This window comes from Streptomyces sp. NPDC005799 (assembly GCF_040630525.1).
Taxonomy (GTDB): Bacteria; Actinomycetota; Actinomycetes; order Streptomycetales; family Streptomycetaceae; genus Streptomyces; species Streptomyces griseorubiginosus_B.
The window spans coordinates 22,885-44,611 of the sequence record NZ_JBEXXQ010000043.1; the positions used below are offsets into that span (position 1 = coordinate 22,885).

The window sequence follows — 21,727 nt, forward strand, 5'->3', positions numbered from 1 at the left end:
TGCGGTCGGCCGGCCCCCGGGACCCGTGCGCACACGAAAGGCATTGGACAGGGGGCGCTGGCCAGAACTTTCGACGCAAGGGGCACTCAACGATGACAACGACCGACTGTACGGCGTCCGTCCCCTACAGGGAGGTGATGGACCGCAACGGCCGCGTCTACCGGATCGGCGAGACGGATGTCGATCTGATGGGCCGGACCCGCAGGTGGATGGTCGTCCTGCCCTGGGTGGGCATGATGGGCATCAGCTCCGCCGAGTACGCGTTCACCTCGGCGGAGGACACGCTCCACGAGGCGCATCTGTGGAGCAGTGGACACATCTTCTGGCTGATGGGCGTCTGGGTGTTCTTCCAGGCGGCCGTGGCCTTCCCCGCCGGACGACTGCGCGAGAGCGGCCGACTGCCCGCGCGTACGGCGATGATGATCGGCGCCGTCGGCACCATGCTCGGCTATCTGTCGCTGGCGTACGCGCCCAACGTGGCCGTCGCCTACGTCGGTTTCGGGATGTGCAGCGGCATCGGCGCCGGCCTGGTCTACGCGACCTGCGTGAACATGGTCGGCAAGTGGTATCCGGAGCGCAGGGGCGGCAAGACGGGCTTCGTCAACGGCGGTTTCGCCTACGGGTCCGTGCCCTTCGTCTTCCTGTTCACCTCCTGCATGGACCTCGGCAACTACCGGACCGTGCTCGCCTGTGCGGGCATCGGACTGTGCCTGCTGGTGGCGTCGGCCGGCTGGTTCTTCGAGGACCCGCCGAAGAACTGGTGGCCGCCGCACGTGGACCCGCTGAGGCAGACCGACGACCCGAAGATCCGCCGGGCGCTGGAGAAGAACCCGCCGGCGGTCAGGCAGTACACCCCGAAGGAGGCCGCCCGTACGCCCGTCCTGTGGATGATGTGGTTCTGTCTGCTGTGCACGGCCGGCATCAATGTCTTCGGCATCGCCTTCCAGGTGCCCTTCGGCATGGACATGGGCTTCGCCGGCGGGATCGTGGCCACGGCGATGTCCCTGAAGGCCATCGTCAACGGCACCGGGCGCGGGGTCATCGGCTGGATCTCCGACGGCTACGGCCGGCGCAACACGCTGGTCATCGTGTGCGTCGTGCTGGGCACCGCGCAGTTCGGCGTGCTGGTGTCCGGCCAGATGGGCAGCATGCCGTTCTTCCTGTTCTGCTCCATGGTCTCCGGCTTCGGCGGCGGGGCGATCTTCCCCCTGTTCGCGGCCATGACGGCCGACTACTTCGGCGAGAACAACAACGCCACCAACTACGGAATGGTCTACAGCTCGAAGCTGGTCTCCGGACTCGTGGGCTCCGGTCTGGGCGCCGTCGTCGTCGGCGAGTGGGACTACCACGGCGCGTTCGTCCTGGCCGGCTCCATCGGCCTGGCCTCCGCGGTGCTGGCGCTCTTCCTCAAGGCCCCGGGCCGGCCCAGTGCCCGGCGCATCGTCCCCAACCCGCACCCGCTCGGCGAGGAGATGGCATAAGCATGACTGCAGATCCGCTCTCGGCCGACACGGCAGCCACACACCGTCCCTACCGTGAGGTGACCGACTCGGGCGGCCGCGTCTACCGCGTCGGCGAGACCGACCGGGACATCCTCGGCCACTCCCGCAAGCTCATGGTGTACCTCCCGTGGATCGCCATGATGGCCATCAGCGTCTCCGAATACGCCTACGGCTCCGCGGAGGACACCCTGTCCCACGCGCACGGCTGGACGCAGTCCAACACCTTCTGGATCCTCAGCGTCTGGGTGTTCTTCCAGGCGGGCATCGCCTTCCCCGCGGGCTGGATGCGCGAGAAGGGCGTCCTGACGGCGCGCAGGGCCATGTACATCGGTTCCGCCATGTGCCTGGTCGGCTTCCTCGCCCTGTCGCACCTGAGCAACGTGTGGCTGGCCATCCTCGGCTTCGGCGTGGTGGGCGGCCTGGGCTCCGGTCTGGTCTACGCGACCTGCATCAACATGGTCGGCAAGTGGTTCCCCGAGCGCCGGGGTGCCCGGACCGGCTTCGTCAACGGCGGCTTCGCCTACGGGTCGCTGCCGTTCATCTTCATCTTCAACTACGCCTTCGACACCGGGAACTACCACCGTGTGCTGGACCTGATCGGCTGCTACGTCATGATCGTGGTCGCCGGATGCGCGATGTTCTTCAAGGACCCGCCGAAGAACTGGTGGCCCGCGGACATCGACCCGCTGACGTTCGCCGGAAACCGCAAGAACGCCGCGAGTCTGGCCAAGAACCCTCCGGCGGTAAGGCAGTTCACGCCGAAGGAGGCCATCAGGACGGGCATGCTGCCGCTGATGTGGGTGGCCATCGTGATGACCGCCGGTGTGTCGATCTTCGGGATCTCCTTCCAGGTCGACTACGCCAGGCAGATCGGCTTCGGCCCGCTGGTCGCGGCGTCCTCCATGGGTGTCATGGCGGTCATCAACGGCATCGGCCGCGGTGTCGTGGGCTGGCTGTCCGACAAGTGGGGCCGCAAGTCGACCCTGGTGTTCGTGATCGTCGTGCTGGGCCTCGCCCAGTTCGGCGTGATCCTGGCCGGTGAGATGAAGAGCGAGTGGCTGTTCTTGTTATTCGCCTTCCTCTCCGGCTTCGGCGGCGGCGCCTTCTACCCGATGTTCGCGGCGCTGACCCCGGACTACTTCGGGGAGAACTACAACGCCACCAACTACGGCCTGGTCTACAGCGGCAAGCTGATCAGCGGCCTCTTCGGCGGCGGCCTCGGCTCCATGGTGGTCGCGGCCTGGGGATACGACGGGGCGTACGCGCTGGCCGGCGGCGTCTCCATGGTCGCGGCGGCGATCGCCCTGCGGCTGCGGCAGCCGGGGCGCAGCGGCTCGGACGTGCTCACGGCCCAACCGCAGTCGGCGAGTTGACGGCACGCGCGCGTGAGGAGGCCCTCTCCGGGTGCGGGGAGGGCCTGCTCGTGCCGGGCGTACGGTTCAGCACTTCTCGCGCAGGGAGTGCAGGTACGCGCTGGAGCGGCGGGCGAAGGTGAAGGACTCGTCGGGCTGGTCGCGCTCGGTCTGCCAGTGGTGGGCCAGGCGCTCACCGCGGAGCCTGGTCACGGCGGAGATGAACCTCTGGTAGTCGATGTCGCCGTCGCCGACGTCCACCATGCGGTAGCCGAACTGGTTCGACGGGTCGCTCACGCCGTCCTTGACGTGGAAGAGGGGGTAGCGGTGGGGCTGCCTGAGGACGTAGTCGAGGGGTTCGAACGGGGCGGGGCTGCCGTCGGGCCGCTTGGAGAACCGGAACTGGCCGGCATAGGCCCAGAAGATGTCCATCTCCAGGAACACCAGGTCGGGGTCGGTCTCCGCGAGGAGCACGTCGTAGAGGCGGACCCTCGGGTTGTCGGTGGCGAAGGAGAACTCGTCGGAGTGGTTGTGCTGGTAGAACTTCATGCCGCGCGCCTTCGCCGCGGCGCCGTAGGTGTTGAACTCCTCGGCGGCGCGCTTCCAGGCGTCGACGGTGGAGCCGTAGCGGAACGGTCCGGAGGCGGTGCCGATGTGCTTGAGGCCGAGTGCCTGGGCGTCGTCCAGGACCTTGGTGAGGTTCTGGGCGAAGGTGTAGGCGTTCGGGTCGTCGGAGTAGTAGCCGACGTGGCTGCCGATCGGGGTCAGACCGTGGTTCCGGGCCAGCCGCCGGAGCTGGGCGAGCGTGATGGGGCCGGCCGAGCCCTGCGTGTATCCGGCGAACTCGACCTCGTCGTAACCGTACTTCTCCAGTTCGGTGAAGACGGGAGCGAAGCCGAGCGTGGAGACCTTGTCACGCAGGCTGTACAGCTGGATGCCGAGCCGGCCGGGCGGGAGGACGGGACGGCCACGGCCGGCGGAGGCGGACTCGGCGGCCGTCGCCGGGGACGCGGCGCCGAGCAGGGCCGCCGCGGTGGCGCCGGCGGCCACGCCGAGCATGCCTCTCCTGGTCAGGCGGTGGGTGAGTTCGGGATCGGTCTGGGGGATGCGGCTCATGCCTGGAACTCCTCGGTGTCGGAGGGCGTTGTCAGTGGTGAGTGCTTCACTGGGGACCAGTCGGAACGGACGGGTCCTGCGGGGCCGGTCGGTCCAGACCGGCGAGATGGAGCAGAAGTGACTTCACGTCGGTGGCCGCGAGGCGGTCGCCGACGGCGCGGGGGGTGGAGCAGATGAGGAGCGGACCGTCGTCGTCGCTCCTGGGAAGGCGGCCATGGCTGCCGCGAATAGGTGACGGGTCGAGGGGCACGACCGCCATGCGGTAACGCATGCCGAGTTTCTTGCGCGCGAGCGCGGTCGCGGCCTTGACCCTGACGTAGGGGTCGAGTGGGTCCATGAACAGCTCGGCCGGGTCGTAGCCGGGTTTGCGGTGGATGTCGACGAGTCGCGCGAAGTCGGGCGCGCGGGCGTCGTCGAGCCAGTAGTAGTACGTGAACCAGGCGTCCGGCTCCGCGACGGCGACGAGTTCGCCGGAGCGCGGATGGTCGAGGTGATGGGTCTTCTTGCCCTGGTCGTCGAGGAGTTGGTCGATGCCGGGCAGGTCGGCGAGGGCTTGCCGGGTGGTGTCGAGGTCCTCGGGACGGCGCACGTAGACGTGGGCGATCTGGTGGTCGGCGACCGCGAAGGCACGGGATGCCATCGGGTCCAGGTACTCCATGCCGTCCTGGGTGTGGACGTCCAACAGGCCGGCGCGGCGCAGGGCGCGGTTGATGTCCACGGGCCGGTCGGCGCGGGTGATGGCGTACTCGGACAGGGCGACGACGATGCGGCCCTCGGCGGCGGTGTCGTCCAGGAGCGGGGCCAGGGCGGTGTCCAGGTCGGTGGCAGCCTTGCGGGAGCGCGGGTCGTCGGGGCCGAAGCGTTGCAGGTCGTAGTCGAGGTGAGGGAGGTAGCACAGGGCCAGGTCGGGGTGGCGGGTGCGCAGGATGTGGCGGGTCGCGTCGATGATCCACTGGCTGGAGACCAGGTCGGCGCCGGGCCCCCAGAAGTGGAAGAGGGGAAAGGTGCCGAGTTTCTCGGTGAGTTCGTCGTGCAGGGCCGGGGGCCAGGTGTAGCAGTCGGGTTCCTTGCGGCCGTCGGCGTAGTAGATCGGACGGGGAGTGAGGGTGATGTCGGTGTCGGCGCCCATGGCGTACCACCAGCAGATGTTGGCGACCGTGTAGCCGGGGTGGGCGCGGCGGGCGGCGTCCCAGAGCTTGTCCCCGGCGACCAGGCCGTTGTGCTGGCGCCACAGCAGGACGTCGCCGAGTTCGCGGAAGTACCAGCCGTTGCCGACGATGCCGTGCTCGGACGGGTGGGTGCCGGTGAGGAAGGTGGACTGGGCGGCGCAGGTCACTGCGGGCAGGACGGTACCGAGCGGGGCGCGGGAGCCGGACTGGGCGAGCTTCTTGAGGTGGGGCATGTGGTCGAGGAGACGGGGGGTGAGGCCCACGACGTCCAGGACGAGGAGGGGGGTGGGGCCGGCCGCGGCCCGGTGGGTGCTCATGGCAGCTCCTTCAGGCCGAGGCCGGTCAGCAGGTCGCGGGCGAGGGTGAGTTCGGCGGCGATGCCGTCGGCGAGTTGGGGGCGGCCGCGGGGCCGGAGTTCGGGTGGGAGGGCCTGCCAGGTGTAGGTCTCCACCTCGAGGTGGTGGGTGAGCGGGTGCGGGCCGCCGACCAGGCGGGACAGCGCGGCCCGCAGGACGGGGAGCGTGGAGGTCAGGGGTGCGGCGGGGGCCGCGTGCAGGGGCACGTGGAAGTGGGCGCGCCAGGGTGCCGTGTCGGGCAGGACGCCGGCCGTGAGGGCCTCGCCGAGGTCGTCGGTGCCGTGCAGGCCGCCGTCCGCCAGGGTGCGGGTCTGGTGCAGGAAGCGGGGTTCGTCGAAGGAGGCGAGGGCGGCACGGACGGTGGGGAGGCGGGGGTGTTCGGCGTGCAGGGCGGCGGAGAGCTGGGATTTGACGATGGGGACGCGCGCTTCGGTGAGCGCGTCCAGGGCGGTGTGCGGATCCTCGAAGGAGGTGGCGAGGTGGCAGGTGTCGACGCAGACACCGATGCGGTCGCGGCCGATGCGGGTGAGCGGGTCGATCGCGTCCGCGGTGGTCTCGACGACGCAGCCGGGTTCGGGTTCCAGGCCGACGCGGATCGAGCGGCCGGTCAACTCATGGACGGCGTCGAGTCGTTCGGCGAGGGTGACGAGGGCCGTGCGGGCCTTCTGGGCGCGGTCTTCGGCACAGGCGGTGCGCCAGGCGAGCGGCAGGGTGGAGATGGTGCCCTCGGTGACGTCGTCGGGCAGGAGCCCGGCGAGGATGCGGGCCAGCGCGGTGGTGTGGTCCAGGCGTTCGGGGTCGGCCCAGTCGGGCTTGTACACGCGGTACTTGACCTCCTCGGCGCCAAAACCCTCGTAGGGGAAGCCGTTGAGTGTGACGACCTCGAGTCCCCGGCGGTCGAGTTCGGTGCGCAGGCCGCGCAGGGCGGACGGGTCGGTGACCAGGGCGTGCGCCGCGTCCTTGGCGAGCCAGAGGCCGATGCCGAGACGGTCACGGCCGAGGCGCCGGCGGACGGGTTCGCAGTGCTCGCGGAGCTGGGCGAGGACGCCGTCGAGGGTTTCCGCGGGGTGGACGTTGGTGCAGTAGGCGAGGTGGACGGTGGAGCCGTCGGGATGGCGGAAGCGCATGGCTCACGCCCCGCCACGGAGGATGGAGTTGCCCTCGTGGGCGGAGGCCGTGGCCGTGACGTCCAGGTTCAGGCGGCCGCTGAGTCCGTAGAAGGCGACGGGGTTCCGCCACAGCACCCGGTCGACGTCGTCCTCGCCGAAGCCTTCGGCCAGCATCAGGTCGGCCACCCTGCGGGTCTTGAGGGGATCGCTCCTGCCCCAGTCGGCGGCCGAGTTCACGAGTACCTGCTCCGGGCCGTGGGCCCGCAGGATCGCGACCATGCGCTCCTCGTCCATCTTGGTGTCGGGATAGACGGAGAAGCCCAGCCAGCAGCCGCTGTCCTTGGCCTCCTTGACGGTGGTCTCGTTGAGATGGTCGACCAGGACGCGGTCCGGGGACAGCGCGGACTCGTGGACGACGTCGAGGGTGCGGCGCAGACCGGCGAGCTTGTCCCGGTGCGGGGTGTGCACCAGCGCGGGCAGGCCGTGGTCGGCGGCGAGCTGGAGCTGGGCGGCGAGCGCGGTGTCCTCGGCCGCGGTCATCGCGTCGTAGCCGATCTCGCCGACGGCGACGACCTGGTCCTTGACGAGATAGCGGGGCAGTTCGTCGAGGACGGGGGCGCAGCGGGGGTCGTTGGCCTCCTTCGGGTTGAGGGCGAGGGTGCAGTGGTGGGCGATGCCGTACTGGGCGGCACGGAAGGGTTCCCAGCCGAGGAGGGAGTCGAAGTAGTCGAAGAAGGTGGCGGGAGAGGTGCGGGGCTGGCCGAGCCAGAAGGAGGGTTCGACGACGGCGCGGACGCCGGCGGCGTGCATGGCGGCGTAGTCGTCGGTGGTGCGGGAGGTCATGTGGATGTGGGGGTCGAAGATGCGCATCAGGACTCCTTGCCGTCGCTGCCGCGCACGCCGGGTGCGGCGGCCGGCGCGGGTGGGGTGGCCGTGGGGTCGCTCAGGGTCAGGACGCGGTACAGGTCTTGGGGCACCGCCCGGCCCGCGGCGGTGCGTTCGGCGGCGTGGTCGGCGAGCATGCGGGCGAGTTCGCCGTCCCCGCGGGCCCGCCGGTCCAGATCGGTGACCTCGTCCACGGGGACCCCGGTGAACAGGCACTTCAGGACGGCGTGGCGCCACAGATGGGGGCTGAGGTGCCGGGCGGCGTACGGGCCGACGGCGGCGGCCAGGAGGCGGGTGTCGTTGGTGCGCAGTGCGTCCTCGACGAGCGGAACGGCGCCGGGGCCGGCGACCAGATGGGGCAGGGCGTACAGGACGGCCCGGCGTTCGGCGGCGGTGCCCTGGAAGTAGACCCGGCTGAGCGCGTCGGTGCCGGCGCGGGCGGCGTGCAGGATCAGCACACGGACGGCGTCGGCGTGCTCGGGTCCGCAGCGGCGACCGGCCTCGGCGATGCGCAACTCCCACGCGGAGATGGGTCCGTGGACGCCGGGTTGGGCGGCGGCCTCGGAGAGGGCCTGCTCGAGCCAGGCGCGGGCGGACTTGCCGAGGCGGGCGACGAGGTGGCGGTACAGGGCGGACGGTGGGGTGAGGGCGGCCCGGGCCGTGTCCTCGGGAGGGGAGGTGGACGCGCGCTCGGGGTCGCCGATGCTCGTCCGTCCGGCCGCCGCGCGGGCCCCAGTGGTGTTCCCGGGGTCGATCTGCGACATCGCGTCCCGGTCGGTCTCCGCGTGGGCCGCCCGGGGGATGTTCCGGGTGGTGTGCCGATGCGTCATGGGGTGCTGCTCCCTTCGGGGATGGCGGAGGGATCGCCGTGCGGTGCGGCGTCGGGCGACTGAGCGGCTTTCGTCGCCGCGCGACGGAGGAGCGGGAGGGAGTGTTCGGCGAAGTGGGGGCCCGCGTGGGAGTGGCGGGGCAGTTCGACGACGGTCAGGCCCTGGTAGCCGGTGGCGGCCAGGGCCGCGAGGACGGGCGGGAAGTCGATCTCGCCCTCTCCGAGCGGGAGGTGCTCATGGACGCCGCGGCGCATGTCCTCGATCTGGACGTGCCGGAGCCAGGGACCGGCGGCGCGGACGCAGTCGGCGGGAGAGAGGGGTTCGAGGCACTGGCAGTGACCGATGTCGAGCGTCAGACCGAGGTGTTCCGGGTCCCCGAGGGTGCGGCGGAGGTGGTGGAAATCGGCGAGGGTGGCGAGGAGATGGCCCGGTTCCGGTTCGACGGCGAGGGGAATGCCCGCGTCGGCGGCGGCCTCCAGGACGGGGGTCAGTGACTCGGCCAGACGTTTCCACGCCGTGTCCGGGTCCGTGCCGGCCGGGGTGATCCCGCTGAAGCAGTGCACGGCATGAGCGCCGAGGTCGGCGGCGACCTGGACGGCGCGGATCAGCAGCCCGACCCGCCGGGCCCGGTCGTCGGGGCCGGGGTCCAGCAGGGAGGGGCCGTGCTTGCGGCGCGGGTCGAGTACGTAGCGGGCGCCGGTCTCGACGGTGACGTCCAGGCCGAGGACGTCAAGGCGTTGGGCGACGCGGCGGGTCCGGGAGGTGAGGTCGGGGGCGAGGGGGTCGAGGTGCATGTGGTCGAGGGTGAGTCCCACGCCGTCGTAGCCGAGGTCGGCGAGGAGGCCGAGGGCCTCGTCGAGCCGGAGGTCGGTGAGGCCGTTGGTGCCGTAGCCGAAACGGACGGGGATGGCGGCTGCCGACCCCGGGGTCGGCGTGCCGTTCGGCCGGTGCGTCTTCTCGGTGCTCATGTGATGCTCACCGTCCTCGCGAACCGCCTGCCGAGCGGGGCGAGCGCGGCCACCAGCATCGCGGTGGACCGGGCGCCCGAGCGGGCGGCGAGTGCGGCCTGGAGCGGGATCGTGGCGCGGACACCGCTTCCGACGGCTCGTTGGGTGAGCTGGGGTGACGGGTTGAGGGCCGCGTGGGCGTAGGGGCGGGCCGCGGCGACGGCGTAGGCGGCGCCGAGCGTCGAGCGCAGGGCGGCTTTCGGGGAGGGGCGGCGGGTGAGGAGGTGGGTGAGGACACCGGTGGTGGCGAGGGCTGCCAGCGGGGCGAGGGGTGAGCCGCCTGTCGTCTCCCGGCGGGAAACGGCCGTCACCGCGAGGGTGTGGGTGGCGAGCAGTGCCGCGGAGGGGAGAGCGCTGCGCGGGTGGCCGGTCGTGGCTGCCGCGCCGAGCAGCAGGTCGAGTCCGCGGGCGGCGGCCATGGCGGCTGGACCGGCCGGGGTGCGCTTCAGGCCGAGGTCGTACGCCCAGACCGTGGCCGCGAGGGGGGCGGCGACCACCAGAGCGGGGCGGCCCGCACGGGCGGCGAGCGCGAGGCCGGCTCCGGTGAGGACGCAGGCCGCCGAGAAGGCGGCGGCCGGGTGGACGCGGGCCGAGGGGAGGGGTCGGTGGGGGCGCTCCATCGCGTCCTCCTCACGGTCGGACCAGTCGTTGAGGGCCATGCCGGCCTCATAGAGGCAGAGGGAGGATCCGATGGCGAGGAGAGTGCGGACGTTCGGGGCCGGGGCGGTCGCGGCCGCGCCGGCGAGGGCGTCACCCGGGACGGTGAACAGGGCGGGGAGCCGCAGCAGTTCGGCCCAGGCGAGGGTGTGTTCGGCGAGGGAGGCGGTGCGCCCAGCGTCCGGCGACGGCATGGGTCCGGCCGATCGGGCAGTGACCGTCCGGCCTGTACCGGCCCGCCATCCGGCGCCTACGGCAGGCGTCCGACAAGCCGGCATCGGTTCAGCGGCATCCACAGCTGCACCGCCGGTCCTTCCGGCCCCCGTGGGCGTCCGCCGAGCCGGCTCCCGCTCAGCCGCATCCACAGCTCCACCGCCACCCCCTCCCTGAACGGCATCCGACTGGGAAACCGGCTTCGGGGCCATGACACCGGTACTTCGGCCGACTCTCCGGCCCGTCCACCGGCCGAGGTCCCACGCTCGCAGCCGGCTCATCGCGGGTCCCCCTGCCGGTCCGAACCACCGTGAACCGCGCGCCGGCGGGAATCGGCGGACCAACCGTCGGAGCCCCGGCCCCCGCCCGTCGCCCGCAGTCGCTCCGCGAACCCGAGGAGCGCCGCGTACTGCTCCCCCAGCGCGGCCGGTCCCTCACCCACCGGGTCCTTGAAGTAGAAGCCCAGTTCGCCCAGAGGCCCGGCCTGGCCCGCCTCGTGCGCTCGGGCCGTCAGCCGGGCCAGGTCGAGCACCAGGGGCGCGGCCAGCGCCGAGTCGCAGCCCTGCCAGATGGTCTGGAGGATCATGCGGGTGCCGAGGAAGCCGTCGAAGGCGATGTGGTCCCAGGCGGTCTTCCAGTCGCCGAGCGCGGGGACGTCGTCGATGTGGACCTCGCCCTCGGGAGTCACCGCGAGCGTCTCGGCCAGGACGCGCTCCTTGCCGGCGTTCTTGGCGGCGGCCGCGGCCGGGTCGGCCAGTGCCGCGCCGTCGCCGCCGCCGAGGAGGTTGGTGCCGGACCAGGCGCGGACCGACAGGGCGCGCTGGGTGAACATCGGGCCCAGGACGGAACGCAGAAGCGTCTGGCCCGTCTTGCCGTCGCGCCCGGCGTACGGCAGGCCGCTCCGCTCCGCGGCGGCTGCCAGCGAAGGGTGGTGCAGGCCGGTCGACGGGGTGAAGTTCACATACGGGCAGCCCGCGCGCAGGGCCGCCGCCGCGTAGAGGGAGCTCGGCGGGAGGGCACGGTCCGTTGCCGGGGGCTCGGTGGAGGCGACGTTCACCACTACCGCGCGGTCCAGACCGCGTCGTCGTACGAAGTCATGGATGTCCGCGGTGAAGGCGGCGATCAGCTCCTGCTCGGTGCGGGTGTCGCCCGGCACCGGGCCGCCCGGTCTGATCTCCTCCTCGGCGGCGGTCAGTTCTGCCGGGACGGCGGCTGGGAGGCCGGACGGGAGGACGCCTCCGGCCGCCAGTGCCTCGGCACGTTTCGGCAGGGGGCAGTCCTGGGTGTCGTGTCCGCCGAAGACGAGCGCGGCGAGGGGCGGCAGGCCGGTGTCCGCGAACGCCGGGGTCTCGGTGAGCAGGCCGGTCGGCGGTCGCAGGCCGGCGGTCAGCGCGGCGCAGCCCGCGACGACGGTGGTGGCGACGGAGCCACGGGCCCCGATCAGCCATACCCCGACGCGTGGCCGGGATACGGAAAGGGACGCGGACATGGGCGGCCTCCTCGTCGAACGCGTCGGGTACGAAGCACCACAAATCAACAGCTCCGGGGATCGATGAATCCCGCGTGACGGAATTCCTTGATCCTGCGGTCCCCGGGCGGGGTGGAAGGCGGCGGGCGGAGGTCCGGCGTCCTTCGCCCGCCGCCGCTCAGTCGCCCTTGCCGGGCAGTTCCTTGATCCGGATGTCGCGGAAGGACACCTGGTCGTCGGCTCCGTGGTTCTGGATGCCGATGTGTCCGTCGGCGAGGCTCCGGGCCGGGTCGGTGTTGGTGAAATCGTTGATCTGCACGCCGTTGAGCCAGACGCGGAGCCGTTCACCCTCCACGCGGATCTCGTACGTGTTCCACTCCCCCGGCGGGTTCAGCGCACGGTCGCGCTTGTGCAGGTCGGCGGACTGGAAGCCGTAGACGGACCCGGTGGTCCTGTCGGGCACGTCGGTGGCGTCGATCTGGATCTCGTAGCCGTTGTCCACGGCCGACCACGGGTCGTCCGAGGGCGGAAAGCCCACGAACACACCGGAGTTGTCGTCCCCGTCGGGCCCGGCCATCCTCCAGTCGAGCTTCAGGGAGTACGACGTGAAGCCCGACGTGGCGTACCAGAGCAGGCCCATACCGCCCGACGACGTCAGCGTGCCGTCGTCGGCCAGGGTGAAGGAGCCGGGGCCCGCCTGCTTCCAGCCGTCCAGGGATGTGCCGTCGAGCAGCGGCCGGTAGCCGTTCTCGGGACGGCAGTCGGCCTGGACGTCGCCGGTCGCCCATCGCAGACCGCCCAACAGGTGCTGCTGGAAGGCCGGTTCGGCGTACGACTCCTTGGTGTGGCCGCCTCCGGTGTAGAAGGCCCGGCCGCCCTGGTAGGTCTGGCACCAGGCGATCGGATGGTCGCCGTTCATGGTGCCGCCGGTGTACGAGGACTCGTCGAGCGAGGCCAGGACATGGGCCCGGTCCCGGGGGTTGGAGCGGTAGTTGTACCACTCGTCGGTACGGGACCAGGTCCGTTCCAGGCCCGAGGTCGCCGGGTGAGCCCGGTCCTCGACGGCCACCTTCGCCGGCTGGATCGCCGGATGCGACTGGAAGTAGGCGCCCGCGAGGCCGCCGTAGAACGCCCAGTCGTACTCGGTGTCGGCGGCGGCGTGGACGCCGACGTAGCCGCCGCCGTGCCGCATGTAGCCCTCGAAGGCGGTCTGCTGGGCGTCGTTCAGCACGTCCCCGGTCGTCGACAGGAACACGACCGCGTCGTAGCGGCGCAGGTTCTTGGCGGTGAACGCCCCGGCGTCCTCGGTCGCGTCGACGGTGAAGCCGCCGCCGCTACCCAGCTGCCGCACCGCCTCCACGCCGGCCGGAATGGAGTCGTGCCGAAAGCCGGCGGTCTTGGAGAAGACCAGCACCCGTTTCCCGGCGTCGGCGGGGTGCGAGGCGGCGGGACCCGAGACGCAGCCGAGGACCAGTGCCGCGCCCGCGATGACGGTTGCCGAGCGGCCGGTTGAGCGCATCACGTTTCCTCCCCTCAGCTCGTCGTGAAGGTGAAGTCGTCCACCTCGAACAGCGCGCCCGAACCGCCCTTGAAGACCAGGTAGAGCGCGGTCGAGCCCTTCGGTGCGCGGGACAGGGCGGCGCTGACGTCCTGGAAGGTGTCCCAGCCGCCGGTCACGGGGACGGTCGCCTTGCCGAGCAGGGTGCCGGTCGGCGAACCCGCGCGGATCTCCAGCCGCCCGCCCGCGCCGCCGGAAGCCACGCGTGCCGTGACCTTGGTGGCGTTGCTCAGGGCGTACGGGGTGAACGAGATCCAGTCGCCGTTGCCGATGTCGCCGACCGTCTTCCCGCCGTGCGCGGTGTCCCGGGCGACGACGGTGACGCCGGAGCTGTCGCCGAAGTGTTCGGCCTGGCGGTGGCGGGGCTGCAGGACGTTGCGCCCGTGGGAGGTGAGCGGGGCCTGGCCGCCGCCTCCGTTGTCGGTGTACTCGGCGTCCAGGACCCCGAAGATGTTGGCGTTGTCGTCGTGGCCGCCGTCGGCGGTGGTCTGGAGGGTGCCGGTGCAGCCGTTGGCCGAGGTGATCGGGTGGCCGTGAGTGTCATGGCCGAGGACGAAGGTGACCTTCACCTTGGAGCAGTCGACGGCCGTGCCGTCCTCCGGGTCGGTGACCCGCACCTTGAACGGGATCGCGTCACCGAAGGTGAACAGCTGTCCGTCACGCGGGAGTTCGACGGTCACCGTCGGTGCCGTGTTGCCGACGACGATCTGAACGCTCGCGCTGCCGGTACGGCCGCCGGGGTCCTTCGCCGTCAGGGTCGCGGTATAGGTGCCGTTCTTCTTGTACTTGTACGTCGGGTTCGCCGCGGTCGACCTGCCGCCGTCCCCGAAGTCCCAGCTGTAGGTGAGGGCGTCGCCGTCCTGGTCCGACGAACCCGTGGAGGAGAACCGCACCTTCAGCGGGGCCTGTCCTGACGTGCGGCTCGCCGCGGCCTGGGCCACCGGGGAGTGGCCGTCGGTCGCGTTCTCGATGCGGTAGAGACCGGAGTTGTCGTCGCCGCCGAACCATGAGGTGCCGTAGTCGAGGACGTACAGCGCGCCGTCGGGTCCGAAGGCCATGTCCATCACCTGGGTGCCGGTCCACGGGAAGGCGTTGATGGACTGCACGGTGCCGCTGCCGTCGCTCACGATCCGCTTGATCCAGCGGCGGCCGAACTCACCGGCGAAGAAGTCGCCGTCGTACGCCTCGGGGAACTTGACGGGCGAGTCGAGCGAGGCGTCGTAGTGGTAGACCGGACCGCCCATGGGGGACTCGGAGCCGTCGCCGAACTCCGGTACGGACGGGCCGTTGTAGGGAATCCAGGCGGGCTGGGCCGGGGGCAGGTCGGTGCGGCCGGTGTTGTGCGGGGAGTTGTTCTTCGGGGCCCCGCAGTCGAAGGAGCCGCCCGAGGTCTTCGTCGCGAAGTCGTAGTCCACGTAGGCGTCGTTGGCGCCGGTGCAGTACGGCCAGCCGAAGTTGCCGGGGCCGGTGACACGCGCGAACTCGACCTGGCCGGCCGGGCCGCGGGCCGGATCGGCGGCGCCCGCGTCGGGGCCGTAGTCACCGACGTAGACGATTCCGGTCTTCTTGTCGACGCTGAAGCGGAACGGGTTGCGGAAGCCCATCGCGTAGATCTCGGGGCGTGTCCTGTCGGTGCCGGGCGCGAAGAGGTTGCCGTCGGGGACGGAGTACGAGCCGTCGGCGTTCACCTTGATGCGCAGGATCTTGCCGCGCAGATCGTTGGTGTTGCCCGCGGAACGCTGGGCGTCGAAGGCGGGGTTGCGGTCGGCGCGCTCGTCGATGGGCGTGTAGCCGTCCGACTGGAAGGGGTTGGTGTCGTCGCCCGTCGACAGATAGAGGTTGCCGGCCGCGTCGAAGTCGATGTCGCCGCCGACGTGGCAGCACAGGCCGCGGGACGCCGGGATGTCGATGACCTTCTTCTCGCTGGCGGTGTCGAGGGTGCCGTCCGCCTTCAGCACGAAGCGGGAGAGGCGGTTGACGCCGTCGAAGGGGGCGAAGTCGGCCGCGGTGCCCGTCTCGGGGGCGTCACCGGCCGGGGTGTTCAACGGGGGCGCGTAGTAGAGGTAGATGGCCCGGTTGGTCGCGAAGTCCGGGTCCACTCCGACGCCTTGGAGCCCTTCCTCGTCATGGGAGTAGACAGCGAGCTTGCCGATCAGCCGGGTGTTGCCGGCGGCGTCCGTGAGGCGCAGCTCGCCGTCGCGTGAGGTGTGCAGGACGGAGCGGCCGGGGAGGACGGCGAGCGACATGGGTTCGCCGACCTCCGCCTCCCCCTTGGCGAGGGTGACCTGCTGGAAGTCCTCCGCCGCCGAGGCCGCCGGTGCGGTCCCCGGGTCGGCGACGGCTGCGCCGGCCTGGGGCGTGGTCAGGGTGAGCGAGGCGCCCGCGAGGAGCGTGCCGCCGAGGAGGGCGACCGCTCGGCGGAAGCGTCGTCTGTGTGTTGTGAGTCCTTCGGTGCGGGTGGTTCGGTCGTTCCCGTGCACGAATGCCTCCATGGGGGGCCGGTTGTACGGGCGGGTGCGAACGCCGGGATGCGCCGTCATCCCGGAGATGCGGAAAATGAACTGGCTTCGGTTCAGGCTCAGTTGCCGAACGCCGCGTCGAAGGAGGCCGACGGCGGCTCGAAGTCGTAGGCCTTGAGGCGGGTCAGGGCCTCGGGGGCGCCCTGGAGCCGGTCCATGCCGGCGTCCTCCCACTCGACGGAGATCGGGCCCTGGTAGTCGATGGAGCGCAGCATCCGGAAGACGTCCTCCCAGGGGACGTCGCCGTGGCCCGCGGACACGAAGTCCCAGCCCCGGCGCGGGTCGCCCCAGGGCAGATGGGAGCCGAGGCGGCCGTTGCGGCCGTCCAGGCGCTTGCGGGCCTCCTTGCAGTCGACGTGGTAGATCCGGTCGCGGAAGTCCCACAGGAAGCCGACGGGGTCCAGGTCCTGCCACACGAAGTGCGAGGGGTCGAAGTTCAGGCCGAAGGCGGGACGGTGCCCAACGGCCTCCAGAGCCCGGTGCGTTGTCCAGTAGTCGTAGGCGATCTCGCTCGGATGGACCTCGTGGGCGAACCTCACGCCCGCCGCGTCGAAGACGTCGAGGATCGGGTTCCAACGCTCGGCGAAGTCCTCGTAGCCGCGCTCGATCATCGACTCGGGCGCGGGCGGAAACATGGCGACCAGGTGCCAGATGGCGGAGCCGGTGAAGCCGATGACGGTGTCGACGCCGAAGGCCGCCGCGGCCCGCGCGGTGTCCTTGATGCGGTCCGCCGCGCGCCGCCGTACCCCTTCCGGGTCCCCGTCGCCCCAGATCTCGCCCGGCAGGATGGCCTGGTGGCGTTCGTCGATGATGGCGTCGCAGACGGCCTGCCCGACGAGATGGTTGGAGACGGCCCAGCACTCGAGGCCGTACTTCTCCAGCAACTCGTGCCTCGACCGGAGGTACGAAGGGTCGGTGAGGGCCTTGTCGACCTCGAAGTGGTCGCCCCAGCAGGCGAGTTCGAGGCCGTCGTAGCCGAAGTCGCGGGCGAGGCGGCAGACTTCCTCCAGGGGCAGGTCCGCCCACTGACCGGTGAAGAGCGTGAACTGGCGTGGCATGTCCGGGACCTCCTCAGACGGCGACGGGCGTGTAGACGGAGTTCTTCTCGGCGCTCTCCTCCACCGCCGCCAGCACGCGCTGCACCTGCAGCCCGTCCGCGAAGGAGGGTTCGGGCCGGCGGCCCTCCGCGACGGCGTGGACGAGGTCGCGGGCCTGGTGGACGAAGGTGTGCTCGTAGCCGAGGCCATGGCCCGGCGGCCACCAGGCGTCCAGGTAGGGGTGGTCGGGTTCGGTGACGAGGATGCGGCGGAAGCCGGCGTGCGTTCCCGGCTCCGTGCCGTCGTGGTACGATAGCTCGTTGAGCCGCTCCAGGTCGAAGGCCAGCGAGCCGCGCTCGCCGTTGAGTTCGATGCGCAGGGCGTTCTTGCGGCCGGTGGCGTAGCGGGTCGCCTCGAAGGAGGCGAGGGCGCCGGAGGCGAAGCGGCCGGTGAACAGGGCGGCGTCGTCGACGGTGACCTGCCCGGTGCCTGCGGACGAGGCCGCGGACAGGCCGCTGGTGGCGCCGACGGGCAGCGGACGCTCCCGTACGAAGGTCTCCGTCAGGGCGGACACGCCCGCGAGCCTCTCCCCCGCCAGATACTGCGCGAGGTCGACGATGTGCGCGCCGAGATCGCCGAGCGAGCCGGAGCCGGCCAGTTCCCTGCGCAGCCGCCAGGTGAGCGGGAACTCCGGGTCGACGAGCCAGTCCTGAAGGTACGTCACCCGGACGTGCCGCAGCTGTCCGAGGCGCCCTTCCGCCACCATCCGCCGGGCCAGGGCGGTCGCCGGCACCCGGCGGTAGTTGAAGCCGACCATCGCCAACTGACCACGCCGGTGGGCGGCTTCGGCCGCCGCCGCCATCGCCGAGGCCTCCTCCACCGTGTTCGCGAGCGGCTTCTCGCACAGGACGTGCTTGCCTGCGGCGAGGGCGGCGAGGGCGATCTCGGCGTGGCTGTCGCCGGGGGTGCAGATGTCGACGAGGTCGATGTCGTCGCGTGCGATCAGGGCCCGCCAGTCGGTCTCGGCCGTCGCCCAGCCGTGCCGGTCGGCCGCCGCCCGTACGGCCGTCGCGTCGCGCCCGCAGATCGCGGCCATGACCGGCCGCAGCGGCAGGTCGAACACGCGCCCCGCGGTGCGCCAGCCCTGGGAGTGGGCGGCGCCCATGAAGGCGTAGCCGACCATGCCGACGCGCAGGGGCGGCTTCGCGGCCTCCGGTCCGTCCGACTGCTGGGGCTGTGCCATACGGATGTCCTCCTCGTCCTCGTCCTGTTCGTGGCTGTGCCGTGGGGGGTGCGGGGCGGTCAGCGGAAGCCGGTGGGCATGTACTGCTCGACGTTGTCCTTGTCGACGACGGCCGAGTAGAGCGTGATCGAGGCGGGGATCTCGAACTCCGCCATGCCGCTCACGCCCTTGCCCTGGCCGAGGGCGCGGGCCAGGTCGATCGCGGACGCGGCCATGGTGGGCGGGTAGAGGACGGTCGCCTTCAGTACGCCGTTGTCCTGCTTGATGGCCTGGAAGGCGGAGAGCGCTCCGGCGCCGCCGACCATCAGGAAGTCGTCCCGCCCGGCCTGCTCGATGGCGCGCAGCGCGCCCACGCCCTGGTCGTCGTCGTGGTTCCACAGCGCGTCGAACTTGGGCTGGGCCTGCAGGAGTTGGGCCATCTTGGCCTGGCCTGACTCGACCGTGAACTCGGCGGCCTGACGGGCCACCTTCCTGATGTTGGGGTAGTTCCTCAGGGCGTCGTCGAAGCCCTTGCTGCGCTGTTTGGTGAGCTCCAGGTTGTCCAGTCCGGCCAGCTCGACGACCTTGGCGTTCGCCTTTCCCTTCAGCTTCTCGCCGATGTAGGTGCCGGCGTTGAGGCCCATGCCGTAGTTGTCGCCGCCGATCCAGCAGCGGTACGCCTGCGGGGAGTTGAAGATACGGTCCAGGTTGACGACGGGGATGCCGGCGCGCATCGCCTTCAGGCCGACCTGGGTGAGGGCCTTGCCGTCGGCGGGCAGCACGACCAGGACGTCGACCTTCTTGTTGATCAGGGTCTCGATCTGGCCGATCTGCGCGGCCGTGTCGTTGGAGCCCTCGGTGATCTCGAGGGTGACGTCGGAGTACTTCTTGGCGCGGCTCTCCGCGTTGTCGTTGATGGCGTTGAGCCAGCCGTGGTCGGCCTGAGGGCCGGCGAAGCCGATGGTGACGTGCTTGCCCGGCTTGTCGTCCGCGGCGGGCCGGTTGTCGGCCGCGGTCTTCTCGTCCTTGCTCTCGTTGCTCGTGCAAGCGGTGAGCAGAGCGGTGGTGGAGACGGCGGCGGCTCCGAAGAGGAGGCCTCTGCGGCTGGTGCCCTGTGACACAGCACTGGCACCGGTGGAATGTGACATAGTACCGAAACCTTTCCTCAGGTCCTCAGGACGTGCTCGCGCCACGCCGCTGCACCAGCACCGCGGCGACGATGATCGCCCCCTTGGCGATCTGCTGGACGTCGCTCTGCAGGTTGTTCAGGGCGAAGATGTTGGTGATCGTCGTGAAGATCAGTACGCCGAGCACCGAGCCGGTGATGGTCCCGCGTCCCCCGCTCAGCAGCGTTCCGCCGATGATGGCGGCCGCGATGGCGTCGAGTTCGTAGAGGTTGCCGTTGGTGTTCTGGCCGGAGCCGGACAGGACGATCAGCAGGAAGGCGGCGATGCCGCAGCACAGCCCGGACAGCAGGTACAGATACAGCCGCTGACGGCGGACGTCGATGCCGGCGAGCCGGGCGGCTTCCGCGTTGCCGCCGACGGCGACCGTGCGGCGCCCGAAGGTGGTGCGGTTCAGGATCAGCCAGCCGATGATCGTCACGACCGCGAAGACCAGGACCAGCGGCGGGACGCCGAGCACGTAGGAGTCGCGCTCGCCGAGCTTGAGGATGCCGTCGATGGTGACGATCTGGGTGCGGCCGTCGGTGATCTGCAGGGCCAGGCCGCGGGCCGAGGCGAGCATGGCGAGGGTGGCGATGAAGGGGACCATGTTGCCGTACGCGATGAGCAGTCCGTTCACCAGGCCGCAGCCCACGCCGACGATCACCGCCGTGAAGAGGACCCCGGCGAAGCCGTAGTCCTGTGTGGCGACCGTCGTCGCCCACACCGAGGCCAGGGCGACGATCGCGCCGACCGAGAGGTCGATGCCGCCGGAGGTGATGACGAAGGTCATGCCGACGGTGACGACGCCGATGACGGAGGCCTGGGTGAGGACGAGCTGGAGGTTGCGGGTGTCGAGGAACTCGTCGGGCTTGGTGATGCCGCCGATCAGGACCAGGGCCGCGAGGACGCCGAGGAGGGAGAGGGTGCGGACGTCGGCGCGGGCGAACAGGCCGCGCCAGACGGGGACTTGGCCTGTCGTCGGCATCTTGTCGGTGTTGTCCCGTGGCGGGGAGGCGTGCTGCGTCATGACGCCGGACTTCCTTCCATGACGAGGTCGAGTACGCGGTGTTCGTCGAGCTCCCGGGCGGGTGCCGTGTGGACGACGTGTCCCTCGCGGAGCACCAGGACGCGGTCGGCGAGGCCGAGCACCTCGGGCACCTCGCTGGAGACCAGCAGGACGGCGAGGCCCTCGTCGGCCAGGCGCCGGACGACCGCGTACAGCTCGGCGCGGGCGCCGACGTCGACGCCCCGGGTCGGCTCGTCGAGCAGCAGGACACGGCAGCCGCGCAGCAGCCAGCGGGCCAGGACGGCCTTCTGCTGGTTGCCGCCGGAGAGGGTGCGGACGGGCACGGAGGGGTTGTCGGGCCGCAGGGACAGCTCGCGCGCAGCCGCCCGCGCCGCCCCCAGTTCGGCACCCCGGTCGATCCAGCCGGCGCGCGAGAAACGGGACAGGGAGGAGACCGAGACATTGCGGGTGACGGACTCCAGCATCAGCAGGGCCTGCGCCTTGCGTTCCTCGGGGGCGAGCCCGAGCCCCGCCCGGACCGCGGCGCGTACGCTCCCGGGCCGCAACGGATCCCCGTCGACCCGTACGTGACCGGCGGTCGGCCTGCGGGCGCCGTAGATCGTCTCCAGGATCTCCGAACGCCCGGAGCCGACGAGTCCGGCGAGGCCGACGATTTCACCGGGCCGCACCTCCAGGTCCAGAGGCGCGAACTCGCCTTCCCGCGCGAGCCCTTGAACCTCCAGCACCGGTGCCGAGTCCGGTACCGAGGCGGGCCGCTCGGGGAAGACGTACTCGACGTTGCGGCCCGTCATCAGCGCGACCACCTCACGGGTCGGCGTCGACTTCGCCGGCAGCCCGCGGGCCACCGCCCGTCCGTCCTTCAGCACGGTCACCCGGTCGCCGATGCGGCGGATCTCCTCCAGCCGGTGGGAGATGTAGACGACGGCGACTCCCTCGGCGGTCAGGTCGCCGACGATACGGAAGAGGTTGTCGACCTCGTCCGGGTCGAGGGCGGCCGACGGCTCGTCCATCACGATGAGCCGTACGTCGTGGGAGAGCGCCCGTGCCATGGACACGATCTGCTGCTGGGCCGCCGACAACTCCCCCACCAGCCGGGCCGGGTCTACCTCCGGATGTCCGAGTCGCCTCAGCAGAGCGGCGGTCGACGCCTTCGCCGTCTTCGCCCGGACGACGAACCCGGCCGCCGTCGGCTCGTGGCCGAGATGGACGTTCTCGGCGACCGACAGGTGCTCCACCAGGTCGAGTTCCTGGTAGATGGTGGCGATGCCGAGGCGCATGGCGGCGATGGGCGAGCGGAGGGTGACCGGCTCGCCGCGCCAGCCGATCGTGCCGGTGTCGGGCTGGTGGGCGCCGGACAGGACCTTGATCAGGGTGGACTTGCCGGCCCCGTTCTGGCCGAGCAGACAGTGCACCTCACCGGCCTGGACGTCGAGGTCGACTCCGTCGAGGGCCCGGACTCCGGGGAAGGACTTGGTGATGCCGGACATGCTGAGCAGCGGTGGTTCTGGTGCCATGCGGATCCCCTTGGCGGGCG

At 71.1% G+C, this 21,727-nt stretch carries 17 protein-coding genes; 2 read left to right on the top strand and 15 right to left on the bottom strand.

From position 1 onward, the window contains the following. Positions 1-92: 92 nt before the first annotated feature. Complete coding sequence (locus ABZ453_RS34675) at positions 93-1,481, top strand: OFA family MFS transporter (protein WP_359021313.1); 1,389 nt, start codon at positions 93-95, stop codon at positions 1,479-1,481. Positions 1,482-1,483: 2 nt separating this feature from the next. Further along, positions 1,484-2,875 (top strand): OFA family MFS transporter, encoded by a 1,392-nt coding sequence (locus ABZ453_RS34680; RefSeq protein WP_359021315.1) that lies wholly within the window; start codon positions 1,484-1,486, stop codon positions 2,873-2,875. 66 nt (positions 2,876-2,941) lie between these two features. Here ABZ453_RS34680 and ABZ453_RS34685 read toward each other — a convergent pair whose 3' ends face one another. The 15 genes from ABZ453_RS34685 to ABZ453_RS34755 all read right to left on the bottom strand — a co-directional run bounded on the left by ABZ453_RS34685 (position 2,942) and on the right by ABZ453_RS34755 (position 21,707). After that, positions 2,942-3,970, bottom strand: coding sequence for a sugar phosphate isomerase/epimerase (locus tag ABZ453_RS34685; RefSeq protein ID WP_359021317.1), 1,029 nt, complete (start codon positions 3,968-3,970; stop codon positions 2,942-2,944). A gap of 46 nt (positions 3,971-4,016) precedes the next feature. Beyond that, entirely contained in the window at positions 4,017-5,456 is a 1,440-nt protein-coding gene (locus tag ABZ453_RS34690) for a nucleotide pyrophosphatase/phosphodiesterase family protein (RefSeq protein ID WP_359021319.1), read from the bottom strand. Further along, on the bottom strand, positions 5,453-6,622 hold the full coding sequence (eboE, locus tag ABZ453_RS34695; protein ID WP_359021321.1) for a metabolite traffic protein EboE: 1,170 nt from the start codon (positions 6,620-6,622) through the stop codon (positions 5,453-5,455). Before eboE ends, ABZ453_RS34690 begins: the two co-directional genes overlap by 4 nt. 3 nt (positions 6,623-6,625) lie before the next feature. After that, positions 6,626-7,474 (bottom strand): TatD family hydrolase, encoded by an 849-nt coding sequence (locus ABZ453_RS34700; RefSeq protein WP_359021323.1) that lies wholly within the window; start codon positions 7,472-7,474, stop codon positions 6,626-6,628. Then, positions 7,474-8,319, bottom strand: a complete 846-nt coding sequence (locus ABZ453_RS34705; protein ID WP_359021325.1) for an EboA domain-containing protein — start codon at positions 8,317-8,319, stop codon at positions 7,474-7,476. The genes ABZ453_RS34700 and ABZ453_RS34705 overlap by 1 nt, the downstream gene beginning before the upstream one ends. Then, positions 8,316-9,287: a sugar phosphate isomerase/epimerase family protein gene (locus tag ABZ453_RS34710; protein ID WP_359021326.1), complete on the bottom strand. Its 972-nt coding sequence runs from the start codon at positions 9,285-9,287 to the stop codon at positions 8,316-8,318. Before ABZ453_RS34710 ends, ABZ453_RS34705 begins: the two co-directional genes overlap by 4 nt. Beyond that, the gene (locus ABZ453_RS34715) at positions 9,284-10,177 is read right to left on the bottom strand and encodes an SCO3242 family prenyltransferase (RefSeq protein ID WP_359021328.1); all 894 of its coding nucleotides are present in this window, start codon (positions 10,175-10,177) and stop codon (positions 9,284-9,286) included. Before ABZ453_RS34715 ends, ABZ453_RS34710 begins: the two co-directional genes overlap by 4 nt. Positions 10,178-10,473: 296 nt before the next feature. Then, positions 10,474-11,685, bottom strand: a complete 1,212-nt coding sequence (locus ABZ453_RS34720; protein ID WP_359021330.1) for an inositol-3-phosphate synthase — start codon at positions 11,683-11,685, stop codon at positions 10,474-10,476. 157 nt (positions 11,686-11,842) lie between these two features. Further along, positions 11,843-13,183, bottom strand: coding sequence for a ThuA domain-containing protein (locus tag ABZ453_RS34725; RefSeq protein ID WP_359021409.1), 1,341 nt, complete (start codon positions 13,181-13,183; stop codon positions 11,843-11,845). A 14-nt stretch (positions 13,184-13,197) separates the two neighbouring features. Beyond that, the gene (locus ABZ453_RS34730) at positions 13,198-15,702 is read right to left on the bottom strand and encodes a carbohydrate-binding protein (RefSeq protein WP_359021332.1); all 2,505 of its coding nucleotides are present in this window, start codon (positions 15,700-15,702) and stop codon (positions 13,198-13,200) included. A 98-nt stretch (positions 15,703-15,800) separates the two neighbouring features. Further along, entirely contained in the window at positions 15,801-16,799 is a 999-nt protein-coding gene (locus ABZ453_RS34735; protein ID WP_359021334.1) for a sugar phosphate isomerase/epimerase family protein, read from the bottom strand. A gap of 13 nt (positions 16,800-16,812) precedes the next feature. Further along, on the bottom strand, positions 16,813-18,021 hold the full coding sequence (locus tag ABZ453_RS34740) for a Gfo/Idh/MocA family oxidoreductase (protein ID WP_359021336.1): 1,209 nt from the start codon (positions 18,019-18,021) through the stop codon (positions 16,813-16,815). Between the two features lie 59 nt (positions 18,022-18,080). Then, a complete protein-coding gene (locus tag ABZ453_RS34745; protein ID WP_359021411.1) occupies positions 18,081-19,121 on the bottom strand; it encodes a substrate-binding domain-containing protein in 1,041 nt (346 codons plus the stop codon). A 52-nt stretch (positions 19,122-19,173) separates the two neighbouring features. Beyond that, positions 19,174-20,193: an ABC transporter permease gene (locus ABZ453_RS34750; protein WP_359021338.1), complete on the bottom strand. Its 1,020-nt coding sequence runs from the start codon at positions 20,191-20,193 to the stop codon at positions 19,174-19,176. Next, on the bottom strand, positions 20,190-21,707 hold the full coding sequence (locus tag ABZ453_RS34755) for a sugar ABC transporter ATP-binding protein (protein ID WP_359021340.1): 1,518 nt from the start codon (positions 21,705-21,707) through the stop codon (positions 20,190-20,192). Before ABZ453_RS34755 ends, ABZ453_RS34750 begins: the two co-directional genes overlap by 4 nt. Positions 21,708-21,727 lie beyond the last annotated feature (20 nt).